Here is an 11,848-nt window from a genome sequence, read left to right as displayed (position 1 = left end):
CCTCCCTCCCCCTTGTGGGGAGGGATACAGGGTGGGGGTCCTCTTCGCAAAAATCACCAAAAGACCACCGCAGCCCGAACTGCCTCCTTCCAAGGCTCAGGAGCAGGCGCCAGATCTACTTTCCGCTCACGCTCACCAGAAACTTATCCCCGTCCCCTCAACCTCCCCCATAATCCCCCGCATCGTCCTCATGGGAACCGGTGCGCACCGGGTGTCGGGAGGGCGGCGATGACTTCCCCCCGATGGCGTCGGACCCTGTCAGGCACGTGAAGGCTGGGAACAGGCCGGCGTGGTCGCTCGATCATGCGGGAAAAGCCGCGGCGGATGCGATCTTCGGACCGCTCTGCCGTGACCGGCCGAAAGCCAGACAGCCCATCGGTGGGGTGCGCGGGTTCGCGCCACACAAAAAACCATAGGAAGGCACGGCCCGCGCGCCCCGCTTCCCGTTTTTTGACAATGGCCGGATGCCGGATGGCAGGCGCGGCGCCGATGCTTCGCGTCTAGGCCTTCCCCAGTTCCTCGGACCGCACCCGCGCCGCCTCGACCGCCTCGCCGACCAGCTTTTCCAGCCGGCCCTCATCCATGAACACAGCCAGCGCGGCTGCCGTCGTGCCGTTCGGGCTCGTCACCTGCCGGCGAAGTTCCGCGGGCTCCTCCGCGCTTTCCGCCGCAAGGCACCCCGCGCCGTAGACCGTCTGCATGGCGAGCAGCTTGGCAATGTCGGTCGGCAGGCCCGCCGTTTCGCCGGCCTTGGTCAGGCATTCGATGAAGTGGAATACATAGGCCGGCCCCGAACCCGAAACCGCCGTCACGGCATCCATCAGCCGCTCGTCGTCGATTTCCGCCACCTTGCCGCTGGCCGAGAGCAGCCCGGTGACAAAATCCTTCGTCGCCTCCGAAACCCGTTCATTGGCAACCGTCACCATCATGCCGCGCCCGATCGAGGCCGGCGTGTTGGGCATGCAGCGGATGATCGGTACGCTGCCGTCCAGAAGCTGCTCGAACGTCGCGATGCTCGTCCCCGCCGCCACGCTCAAAAACGTCGTCCGACCATCGGCCAGATGCCGGTAGGCCGGCACGACTTGCGCCATCACCTGCGGCTTGACGGCGAAGATGACGAGTTCGGGCCGGGCATCGCCAAGCCCCTCGATCGCCTCATGCGCATGGACGCCCAGTTCATCGGCCCGCAGGCGCAGCGCATCGTTGGGCTCCACGACGCCGACCTCGCCGGCTTCCAGCCGTCCCGAGGCGAGCCATCCCGACAGCATCGCAAAGCCCATATTGCCGCATCCGACGAGAATGACCCTGATGCCCATGATTGTTCTCCCTTGAGTTTCATTGGTCATGGACCGGCAAACGATTCCGTGCAACCGATGTCGCGCTACCGAAATCCGGCTGGCGGTTCTGGCTTTATCGCGTCAAAGAAGGGCGCGCAGGCAAAAGCGCGCCGCGCCGTTTTGGTGACGATGCGATACAGCTTTGAAGGGCAGGGAGCGGAGAATGGCGGAACGGATCGACGGCAAACAGGCGGCCGAGGACGTGGTGGCGAAGGTCAAGGCGGCCGCGAGCGATCTCATCGCGGAGGCGGGCGTCACGCCGGGTCTGGCCGTGGTGATCGTCGGCGAGGACCCTGCAAGCCAGGTCTACGTGTCGTCGAAATCGAAGAAGGCCAAGGAATGCGGCTTCTTCTCCGACCAGCACACGCTGCCCGAAGACACGTCCGAGGCCGACCTTCTCGCCCTCATCGAAAAGCTCAACGCCGATGACCGCGTTCACGGCATCCTCGTCCAGCTTCCGCTGCCCGGCCACATCGATTCCGGCAAGGTCATCCAGGCGATCGCGCCGGAAAAGGACGTCGACGGGTTCCACTTCGTCAATGTAGGCAAGCTGGGCACGGGCGAGATCGACACTGCCTTCGTTCCCTGCACCCCGGCCGGCTCGATGCTGCTGGTCGAAAAGATCCGCGGCCGTGACCTGTCGGGCCTCACCGCCGTCGTCATCGGGCGGTCCAACATCGTCGGCAAGCCGATGGCGAACCTGCTTCTGGCCGCCAATTGCACCGTCACCATCGCCCACAGCCGCACGAAGGACATCGCCGCGCTCGCCCGCACGGCCGATATCCTCGTCGCCGCCGTCGGCCGCCCGGAGATCGTCAAGGGCGATTGGGTCAAGCCCGGCGCGACGGTGATCGACGTCGGCATCAACCGCATCCCAGCGCCCGAAAAGGGCGAGGGCAAATCGCGCCTCGTGGGCGATGTCGCCTATGACGAAGTCGCCGAAAAGGCTGGCGCGGTCACGCCGGTTCCAGGCGGTGTCGGCCCGATGACCATCGCCATGCTGATGGCCAACACGCTCGCCTCCGCCTGTCGCGCGGCAGGCCGCGAACCGCCCCGGCTCTAGGCGGCGCCGCGATCATGCCCGAGCCGTCGCCCAACGGACGCCAGTTCGCCTTCTTGCTGGTGGACAAGTTCTCGATGTTCTCGCTCGCCGCGGCCATCGACACGGTCCGTTCGGCAAACCGTCTGCTCGGCCGCGACGTATACTCCTGGACAACTGTTTCGGCCGATGGCGAGGCCGTTTCCGCCTCGAACGGCCTGCCGATCAAGATCGACTACGCGATCGCCGACGCCCCGCCGGTCGACATCTTCTTCGTCTGCGTCGGCCTGACGACGGAATTTCCCGGCAAGAGCAAGGCGCTCGCCGCCCTGCGCAATCTCGGCCGTCGCGGCGCGACGCTCGGCGCGCTCTCCGTCGGCTCGTACCTTCTGGCCGAAGCCGGGCAGCTCGACGGCCACCGTTGCACCATCCACTGGGAAAACCGCGCCGGCTTCAAGGAACGCTTTCCCGACATCGAATGCACCGGCAACGTCTTCGAGATCGACCGCAAGCGCTACACCTGCGCCGGCGGCACGACCTCCATCGACCTGATGCTGGAGATCGTCCGCGCCGATTTCGGCCAGAACCTCGCCAACGAGGTCGCCAACCAGTTTCAGTATGAGCGCATCCGCTCGGCCGGCGACCGCCAGCGCGTCGGTCCGGAACGCGACTTGACGGGCAAGTCGGAGAAGCTGAAAAAGATCGTCGAGCTGATGGCCGACAATCTCGACGAGCCATATTCGGCCGTCGAACTGGCGAAGTCGGCCAACCTGTCGGTACGCCAGGTAGAGCGCCTTTTCCTGCGCCATCTCAACGTCACGCCCGGCCGCTACTACATGCGCCTGCGCCTCGAGCGAGCGCGCGAATTGCTACGTCAGACCAACCTGCCGATCCTCGACGTCGCCATCGCCACCGGCTTCACCTCGCACTCCTACTTCGCGCAAAGCTACCGCCTCCTCTTCGGCCGCCCCCCGAGCGAAGAGCGCCGCACGACGTATTAGCCGCGACTGCGTCGCGACCCCCACCCTTTATCCCTCCCCACAAGGGGGAGGGAAGGCGTCCGCGTCGCGAGTCTGCTGAAGCGTGGAGCTATGCTGACTGTCAAGGTTCGGCGGNAGCCCTCCGACAACGGGCCGGATCATCGCGGACCCCCACCCTTTATCCCTCCCCACAAGGGGGAGGGAAGGCGTCCGCGTCGCGAGTCTGCTGAAGCGTGGAGCTATGCTGACTGTCAAGGTTCGGCGGTCACTTCCCCCTCCTCCTTGTGGGGAGGGGTATGGGGTGAGGGTATTGCCACGCGCAAGCGCCCGCGATCATCCCCCAACTACCCCGCCCGAAACCCCGCAATCGCCAGCGGATTGTCGACCATCGCAGCCCGATCCGGCGCATCGACCGCCGGCTGCCCGACAAACGCCCCGAACAGCCGCCGCACATAGTCTTCCGGCAAATCATGCGTGATCAGCACTAGCCGCGTCCCACGCTGGCCGTCCGGCCAGGTGGGCAGCCGTGCGGGCGGGTGCAGGAGCTTTTGGACGCCGTGGATCACCAGCGGTCGCTCCGGGTCCTCGGCGATCTCGATGATCCCCTTCATGCGCAACAGTCGCTCGCCCTGCGTGGAGCGCAACAGGTCGAGGAACATCTCGATGGTCGACCACGACACCGGCCGGTCGTGGACGAGCGAGTAGGTGCGGATCGACGGGTCGTGGTGCGAATGCGCGTGGTCATGCGAATGATCGTGATCGTGATGATGGTCGTGTTCGCCTTCGCCCAGCCAGCGCGAAACGTCCGCGATCTTCGTCGCCGGATCGTAGAGCCCACAGGCGATCAGCGCTGCCGTGCCAGACGTCGAACCTTCAACGAACGCCGCGCCCGGATTGAGCCCGCGCAGCTTCACCTTCAGTTCGGCGATCTCGCCTTCGTCCGCCAGATCGGTTTTCGAAAGCACGATGCGGTCCGCGACCGCCACCTGCCGCCGCGCCTCCTCATGCGCCCGGAGAGTCGCTTCGCCATTGGCCGCATCGACGACCGTCACGACTCCATCGAGCCGGAAGGCGTGCATCAGCGCCGGATGCCCCATCACGGACTGGAGAACCGGCACCGGGTCGGCAAGACCCGTCGTCTCGATCACGATCCGGTCGAGCGCCGCGACCTTACCGGTCTGCACCCGGTCGACGAGATCGGCCAGCGTGTCGACGAGTTCCCCGCGCACCGTGCAGCACAGGCACCCGTCGGAAAGCTCGATCACCCCGTCACCGGACTGTTCGACCAGCAGATGATCGATCGCCACCTCGCCGAACTCGTTGATGATGACGGCGGTGTTGGTCAGCGCCGGGTCCTTCAGGAGCCGGTTGAGGAGCGTGGTCTTTCCCGAACCGAGGAACCCGGTGAGGATGGAAACGGCAATCGGGTCCGTGCGCATCTGGCCTAGCCGCCTTGCGCCTGCGCGGATTCCGGAGAGTAATCCGGCCGCGGCGTGGGGATGGGCACGTTGGCATAGCGCGGCTGCGTCGAGCGGGGGCCGGTCGCGCCGCCGAGGCTGACCGCGATCGCGACGGGATCGCCGGTGCGCTCGGTGATGAATTTCGAATGGTAGATCGGCTTGCCGTCCGCATCGCGCCGCTTGGCGCGCTCGCGCCAGGCTTCTTCCGTGCAGACGACCGGTCGCAGATTGGTGGCCTGGTTTCCGACATCGGCACCGGGCTGCAGATTGGCGAGCAACGGTGCGTCTCCCGCCGGCTTGGCAAAGGCGTTGCCCATCAGATCGGCCGCCTTGTCCGCGCGTTCCTCAGGCGAGAATTCGCCGATGACGACGGCCAGAAGCGAGCGTCCCTGCTGCGTGGCGGAGGCGACGAGGTTGAACCCGGCCGGGCACGTATAGCCCGTCTTCATGCCGTCGGCGCCTTCGAAGCGGCCCATCAGCGTGTTGTGGTTTTCCATGATGTTCTGGCCGTCGGCGAGCGCGTCGAGCTTGAAATAGTCGGCATGCTGCGGAAAGTCGCGCCGAAGCGCGATGGCGAGCACGGCAAGGTCGCGCGCCGACGTGTACTGTTCGTCCGAATGCAGCCCATGCGCGTTGACGAAATTCGACTGCGTCATGCCGATCCGCCGTGCCTCGTCGTTCATGCGCTGCGCGAAAGCCGCCTCCGATCCGCCGATATTGATAGCAAGCGCGGTGGCGATGTCGTTGGCCGACTTGACCATCAGGATCTTGATCGCATTGTCGAGCGTCAGCACCGAACCGGCCGCATAGCCCATCTTGGAGGGCGGTTCCTTGGTCGCTTCCGTGGTGATCTCGATCGGGCTGTCGAGCCGCAATTCGCCCGCCTGGACGGCGCGGAAGGCGACATAGGTCGTCATCAGCTTGGTCAGCGAGGCGGGGTAGGAGGGCTTGAAGGCATCTTCCTGCGCCAGCACCTGCCCGGTGTTCAAATCCACCAGGATCGAAGGTCCGGCGAGCACCGGCTGCTGCCACGCCGTCACCGCGAGCGCTGCCGCCAGCGTCGCCAGAACAAGCCTATTGCGCATCATTGACCAATTGCCTCTTGCCGTCGCCATCGTCCGGTATTTAGTCTCATGACCGGGCGGGTCGAGGAACGCTCGCCCGCTACCCGTGAAGAACAGCGGACCCCGCCACCGTCGTCTCTCGACTATTTAGACTATGTGACGCCAAAATGGCAGGTCGACCGGAAGGAACTCCCCATACGATGCCGATCCTGAACCGAGCTGCCGAAATGCAGGAAGAAGTCGCCGGCTGGCGGCGCCACATCCATTCCAATCCGGAAATTCTCTACGACTGCCACGAAACGGCGGCCTTTGTCGCCGAAAGGCTGAAGGAGTTCGGCGTCGACGAAGTGGTGACCGGCATCGGCCAGACCGGCGTCGTGGGGCTGATCAGAGGCAATCTGGGCGAGGGCCCGACGATCGGCATGCGCGCCGACATGGACGCGCTGCCTTTGACCGAGATCACCGGCAAGTCCTACGCCTCGACGACCGAGGGCAAGATGCACGCCTGCGGCCATGACGGCCACACCGCGATGCTCCTTGGCGCGGCGAAATACCTTGCCGAGACGAGGAACTTCAAGGGCGCGGTCGCCGTCATCTTCCAGCCGGCCGAGGAGGGCGGGGCCGGCGGCCTCGCCATGGTCAAGGACGGCATGATGGAGCGGTTCGACATCGCCCGCGTCTTCGGCATGCACAATATGCCCGGCCTTCCCGTCGGCCAGTTCGCGCTGCGGCCGGGCCCGCTGATGGCTGCGACGGCCGAGTTCACCATCAAGGTCAAGGGCAAGGGCGGCCACGCCGCCATGCCGCACGGCACGATCGACCCGATCGTCGTCGGCAGCCAGATGGTGCTGGCGATCCAGACCATCGCCTCGCGCTCGGTCGACCCGATCGAATCGGTCGTCGTCTCGATCACCAAGTTCCACGGCGGCGACGCCTACAATGTCATCCCCGAGGAGATCGAATTCGCCGGCACGATCCGCACCTTGAAGCGGGAGGTCGCCGACAAGGCGATCGAGCGCATGCGCGCGATCTGCCAGGGCATCGCGCTCGCCGGCGGCGCCGTCGCCGACGTCGACATCGACGTCAACTACCCCGTTACCTTCAACGACCCGGAAGAAACCGTCTTCGCCACCAGCATCGCCAAGGGCGTCGCGGGCGATCCGAACGTCAACGACAAGATCAACCCGGTGATGGGCGGCGAGGATTTCTCCTACATGCTCGAAGCCCGCCCCGGCGCCTTCATCTTCATCGGCAATGGCGACACGGCGAACCTTCACAACCCGGCCTACGACTTCAACGACGAAGTCATCCCCCACGGCGTCAGCTACTGGGTCCGCCTCGCCGAAACGGCGCTCGCCGCCTGACCAGACTTGCGGCCCGGCTTGCCGGGCCGTTTGCACTTGGCGAATGCGCGCGCGGCGTCTATGTGTTCCAGCCGTGGTCCCGTAGCTCAGTAGGATAGAGCATCAGATTCCTAATCTGAGGGTCACTGGTTCGAATCCAGTCGGGATCACCAGCAAAGTAGCTTTTCATGCAGCCTGAAACCTTCGACACCGTCATCCTCGGCGCGGGCGCTGCCGGCATGATGTGCGCGATCCATGCCGCATCGCGCGGCGGGCGTGTGCTGGTGGTCGATCATGCCAGGGCGCCCGGCGAGAAGATCCGCATTTCGGGCGGCGGACGCTGCAATTTCACGAACATCGGAACGGCCGCGAAGAATTTCCTCTCCGCCAATCCGCATTTCGCCAAATCGGCGCTCGGCCGTTACACGCAATACGATTTCCTCGCGCTCGTCGAAAAACACGGCATCGCCTGGCACGAAAAGACGCTCGGCCAGCTCTTCTGCGACAATTCGGCGAAGGACATCATCGCCATGCTGCTGCACGAGATGGACCGGGCCGGCTGCGAACTGCGTCTGGCGACCACGCTCGTTTCGCTCGAACGCGACGAGAGCGGCTTTGCCGTCACGCTGGGCGGTGACGGCACGGCAAGAATCCACTGCCGCCATTTCGTCGTCGCCTGCGGCGGCAAGTCGATCCCGAAGATGGGCGCGACCGGGCTCGGCTATCAAATCGCGGAAAAGTTCGCGCTCGGCGTCACCGAAACGCGCGCGGCGCTGGTGCCGCTCACCTTCGGCGAGGACGTGCTTTCGGGCTTTCGCGAAATCGCCGGCGTCGCTGCCGATGCGCGCGTGACCTGCGGCAAGGCGGCGTTCGAGGAGGCGCTGCTCTTCACCCATCGCGGTCTTTCCGGACCGGCGATCCTGCAGATTTCGTCCTACTGGCGCGAGAAGCAGCCGATCCGCATCGCGTTCCTTCCCGGGCAGGACATCCACGCCGCGCTCGTTTCCGCCAAGCGCGAAAACGGTCGCCGGGCGATACCGACCGTACTCGCCGACATCCTGCCGAAGCGCCTCGCCGCCCACCTGGCGGAAGTGCATGGCTGGGCCGGGCCGATCGGCGAGGCGAGCGACAAGAAGCTGGCCGCCATCGCCGAGACACTGCAGGGCTGGGAAGTCTACCCGATCGGCTCGGAAGGCTACCGCACCGCCGAAGTGACGCTTGGCGGCGTCGACACGGCGGGCCTCAACTCGCGGACGATGGAGGCCAAAGCCGTCGGCGGGCTTTATTTCATCGGCGAGGTCGTCGATGTCACCGGCTGGCTCGGCGGCTACAATTTCCAGTGGGCGTGGTCGTCCGGCTGGGCGGCGGGCACGGCCATCGCGGAGCGGGCGGCGTGAACGAAGCGCTCACCGAACATCTCGCCATCGCCATCGGCGGCTATGCACTGGCCGCGGCCATCGGCTGGTGGCGCGCACCGGAGCGCTTTTCGCGCATGTTCGACGGGCTGCGCGACAGTTCCACCGCTGCCTTCATGACCGGCCTTGTCTGCTATTTCCTCGGCGCGTTTCTGCTCGTCCTCCATCACCGCGTGGACGATTGGCTGGCAATCGTCGTCACGCTCTTTGCCGTTGGCGCGGTCATCGAGGGCCTCGGCTTCCTGATCGGGTCCGGCACGTTTGTTGCGCTCGCGCAGCGCATCGGGCTCGCCGGTTCGTGGCGCGTCTGGGCGGCGGTTTACGCCGTCTTCGGCATCGTGCTGATCGGTGCGGGGCTCGTCCGGCTTTAGTCTTCCATCACGAGCAGATCGCCCGGCGCAAAGCTCACCGTCACGAGATCGCCTGGCTCGGGCGGCGGGGCGGAGGGGCTGTTGAACGTGTCGAGCGACACTGTGCCGGAACCGACCGCCACGCGCACGCGGATCACCGAGCCGAGGAACGAAACGTCGCGGATCGTACCGGACAGATGCGCGCCGCGCGCCTCGTCGCGGCCGAGCGTCACGGCTTCCGGGCGAAGTGCCAGCGTGATCGCGTCGCCCGCCTGCCGCTCGGCAAGGCGATAGCCGAGCGAAACGGTGCTGTCTCCGATCGAAACGGTGCCCGCTGCCGGGTCGACCACACGGCCTTCGAGCGTGCTGAGCGTGCCGACGAACGACGCGACGAAGCGCGTCGTCGGCCGGTTGTAGATCTCGAACGGCGTGCCGACCTGGTCGGCGCGGCCTTCGTTCATGACCACGATGCGGTCCGACATGGAGAGTGCTTCTTCCTGGTCGTGCGTGACGTAGATCGTGGTGATGCCGAGCTTCTTCTGAATGGCGCGGATTTCCTCACGCAGCGACACGCGGATCTTGGCGTCGAGCGCGGAGAGCGGCTCATCGAGGAGCAGCACCTGCGGGCGCACGGCGAGCGCGCGGGCGAGCGCGACGCGCTGCTGCTGGCCGCCGGACAGCTGGAACGGATAGCGCTCGGCCAGATGCGGCAGCTTGATGATCTCGAGCATTTCCGCCACGCGTGCATCGATCTCGGCCTTCGGCCGGCCGGCGACCTTCAGCCCGAAACCCACATTCTGCGCGACGGTCATGTTGGGAAACAGCGCATAGGCCTGGAACACCATGCCGATATTGCGCTGGTTGGGCTTCAGATTGACGACGTCGCGTCCGTCGATGCGGATAACGCCGGAGGTTGGCTGCTCGAAGCCGGCGACCATGCGCAAAGTCGTCGTCTTGCCGCAGCCCGACGGGCCGAGAAACGAGACGAACTCGCCTTTCTCGACGGCGAGGTTGAAATCCTTGACGACGCGGGTGCCGCCGAAATCCTTTTGAAGGTTGGCGATTTCGAGAAAGCTCATCGGCGGGCCATCGTGTGTTTCTGGAAGCGGGTGACGAGCTGGATCAGCCCCATGCAGGCCCAGGTGATCGCGAACGCGATGACCGCGAGGGCGGCGGGTTCATAGGCGCGGTTGGCGCCGATGAGCTGGAGATAGGGTCCGAAGGCGGGTCGGTTCAAAAGCGCGGCGAGCACGAATTCGCCGATCACGATGGCGAAGGTCAGGAACGCGCCGGACAGGACGGCGACAAGCACGTTCGGCAGGATCACGCGCCACATGATCGTCAGCCAGCCGGCGCCCAGACTCTCGGCCGCCTCGGTCAGCGTGCGCACGTCGATGGCGCGAAGCCCGGTGTCGACCGCGCGGTACATGTAGGGCAGGGAAAGCGTCATATAGCCGAACATCAGGAGGAGGTTCGTGCCCGCCGCGGTGCCCGTCAGCGGCAGCCAGGACGAGGTGTTGTAGAGCCGGATATAGCCGAACACGATGACGATGGGCGGGATCACGAGCGGCAAAAGCGTGACGAATTCGATGAAGGGCCGCCAGTGCGGCAGCTTCAGGCGTATCCAGTAGGCCGTCGGCACGATCAGCACGACGCCGGCGATGATCGTCGCCACCGCCATCATCACCGAATAGCCGAACGTCGCCTGAAAGCGCGGATCGGCGAGCACCGCCCAATAGGCGTCGAGCGAATATTCGCCGCGCCGCATCTTCAGCGAGAATTCGACGGTGCCGATCAGCGGCAGCACGAAATAGGCGATGCCGAGAATGAGAAAGAGCCAGGACCAGAAGCGGTTCGCCTTCATTTGATCCACCGCTCCGCGCGGCTGCGCAGCCAGATATAGACGAAGTTGGCGATGCCGGTGATGACGATCATGCCGAAGGCGAGCGCGTAGCCGAGGTGAGGGTCCTGCAGCACGTCGCCGCGGATCTGCGCGAAGAGCAGGATCGGCACGATGGAGAGCGACGAACCGGTGAGCGCATAGGCGGTGGCGACCGCGCCGAAGGCGTTGGCGAAGAGCAGCGCGAAGGTGCCGAGCAAAGTCGGCCACAGGATCGGCAGCGCCACCATGCGCCAATACTGGAACCGAGTTGCGCCCAGGATCGCGGCAGCCTCGCCCCATTCGCGCTTCAGCCCGTCGAGAGCCGGCGTCACGATCAGGATCATCAGCGGAATCTGGAAGAAGAGATAGGTCAGCGTCAGGCCCGAAAAGGACAGGATGTTGAAGCCCATGCCGTAAATGTTGATGCCGAACCAGTCGCGCAGGATGAGCGTGACGAGGCCGAGACGGCCGAAGGTGGCGAGGAACGCGAAGGCAAGCGGCACGCCGGCGAAGTTGGAGGCGACGCCGGAGAAGGTGAGGAGCGGCGAGCGTATCCATGACGGCAGCCCGCCGATCGTGATCGCCACCGCCATTAGGAAGCCGATCAGGCAGCCGAGAAAGGCCGAGGCGAAGGAGATGCGGATCGAAATCCAGTAGGCCGACAGGATCGACGGCTGGAAGAGATTGGCGATGTTGTCGAGCGTGAACTCGCCGGCCGGATTGCGGAACGCGCCGGTGATGATCTGCAGCGTCGGCAGGATCAGGAACAGCAGCGCGAAGGCGAGGAACGGCACGACGCCGAGCCACGCCAGCGACAGCGAGCGCCGGGCGGGTTGGGGGGCGGGACCGTGGAGGATGTCGGTCATGAGGAACTCATCTGGCGAACCGCAATGAGAAAACAGGCAAGGGTTTGAAACGCGTTCGTTTCGTCGCACCCCCCTCTGGCCTGCCGGCCATCTCCCCCTCAAGGGGGGAGAT

The 11,848-nt window shown here is 65.4% G+C and carries 11 protein-coding genes and 1 tRNA gene; 6 read left to right on the top strand and 6 right to left on the bottom strand.

Going from position 1 to position 11,848, the window contains the following annotated elements; translation table 11 throughout:
• Positions 1–500: 500 nt before the first annotated feature.
• Entirely contained in the window at positions 501–1,316 is an 816-nt protein-coding gene (gene proC / locus ALII_RS0117165; protein ID WP_024588461.1) for a pyrroline-5-carboxylate reductase, read from the bottom strand.
• A gap of 184 nt (positions 1,317–1,500) precedes the next feature.
• Here proC and folD point away from each other — a divergent pair, with 184 nt between their 5' ends.
• Entirely contained in the window at positions 1,501–2,400 is a 900-nt protein-coding gene (folD, locus tag ALII_RS0117160) for a bifunctional methylenetetrahydrofolate dehydrogenase/methenyltetrahydrofolate cyclohydrolase FolD (protein ID WP_024588460.1), read from the top strand.
• A gap of 14 nt (positions 2,401–2,414) precedes the next feature.
• The gene (locus ALII_RS0117155) at positions 2,415–3,377 is read left to right on the top strand and encodes a GlxA family transcriptional regulator (RefSeq protein ID WP_024588459.1); all 963 of its coding nucleotides are present in this window, start codon (positions 2,415–2,417) and stop codon (positions 3,375–3,377) included.
• A 323-nt stretch (positions 3,378–3,700) separates the two neighbouring features.
• On the opposite strand, the gene ALII_RS0117150 is transcribed toward ALII_RS0117155, so the two are convergent.
• The gene (locus ALII_RS0117150) at positions 3,701–4,795 is read right to left on the bottom strand and encodes a GTP-binding protein (protein ID WP_024588458.1); all 1,095 of its coding nucleotides are present in this window, start codon (positions 4,793–4,795) and stop codon (positions 3,701–3,703) included.
• Between the two features lie 5 nt (positions 4,796–4,800).
• Entirely contained in the window at positions 4,801–5,901 is a 1,101-nt protein-coding gene (locus tag ALII_RS0117145; protein WP_024588457.1) for a D-alanyl-D-alanine carboxypeptidase family protein, read from the bottom strand.
• Between the two features lie 179 nt (positions 5,902–6,080).
• On the opposite strand from ALII_RS0117145, the gene ALII_RS0117140 reads away from it, so the two are divergent.
• From ALII_RS0117140 to ALII_RS0117125, 4 genes are all read left to right on the top strand, one after another.
• Complete coding sequence (locus ALII_RS0117140; RefSeq protein WP_024588456.1) at positions 6,081–7,244, top strand: M20 aminoacylase family protein; 1,164 nt, start codon at positions 6,081–6,083, stop codon at positions 7,242–7,244.
• 75 nt (positions 7,245–7,319) lie between these two features.
• Positions 7,320–7,396: transfer RNA gene (locus ALII_RS0117135), tRNA-Arg, on the top strand.
• Positions 7,397–7,411: 15 nt separating this feature from the next.
• Positions 7,412–8,620 carry an NAD(P)/FAD-dependent oxidoreductase gene (locus ALII_RS0117130; protein WP_024588455.1) on the top strand — a complete coding sequence of 403 codons (1,209 nt, stop codon included), beginning with the start codon at positions 7,412–7,414 and terminating at the stop codon, positions 8,618–8,620.
• On the top strand, positions 8,617–9,009 hold the full coding sequence (locus ALII_RS0117125; RefSeq protein ID WP_152529664.1) for a hypothetical protein: 393 nt from the start codon (positions 8,617–8,619) through the stop codon (positions 9,007–9,009). Before ALII_RS0117130 ends, ALII_RS0117125 begins: the two co-directional genes overlap by 4 nt.
• Here the strand turns inward: ALII_RS0117125 and ALII_RS0117120 are convergent.
• From ALII_RS0117120 to ALII_RS0117110, 3 genes are read right to left on the bottom strand one after another with little or no spacing between them, the layout of a single operon-like run.
• The gene (locus ALII_RS0117120) at positions 9,006–10,067 is read right to left on the bottom strand and encodes an ABC transporter ATP-binding protein (RefSeq protein ID WP_024588453.1); all 1,062 of its coding nucleotides are present in this window, start codon (positions 10,065–10,067) and stop codon (positions 9,006–9,008) included. The genes ALII_RS0117125 and ALII_RS0117120 overlap by 4 nt on opposite strands.
• Positions 10,064–10,852 carry an ABC transporter permease gene (locus ALII_RS0117115; protein WP_024588452.1) on the bottom strand — a complete coding sequence of 263 codons (789 nt, stop codon included), beginning with the start codon at positions 10,850–10,852 and terminating at the stop codon, positions 10,064–10,066. The genes ALII_RS0117120 and ALII_RS0117115 overlap by 4 nt, the downstream gene beginning before the upstream one ends.
• Positions 10,849–11,736: an ABC transporter permease subunit gene (locus tag ALII_RS0117110; RefSeq protein WP_024588451.1), complete on the bottom strand. Its 888-nt coding sequence runs from the start codon at positions 11,734–11,736 to the stop codon at positions 10,849–10,851. The genes ALII_RS0117115 and ALII_RS0117110 overlap by 4 nt, the downstream gene beginning before the upstream one ends.
• Positions 11,737–11,848 lie beyond the last annotated feature (112 nt).

This window comes from Aliihoeflea sp. 2WW, from assembly GCF_000497755.1.
GTDB lineage: Bacteria > Pseudomonadota > Alphaproteobacteria > Rhizobiales > Rhizobiaceae > Aliihoeflea.
Note: the sequence above shows the minus strand (reverse complement) of the source record. Positions and strands in the feature narration are given on the sequence as shown.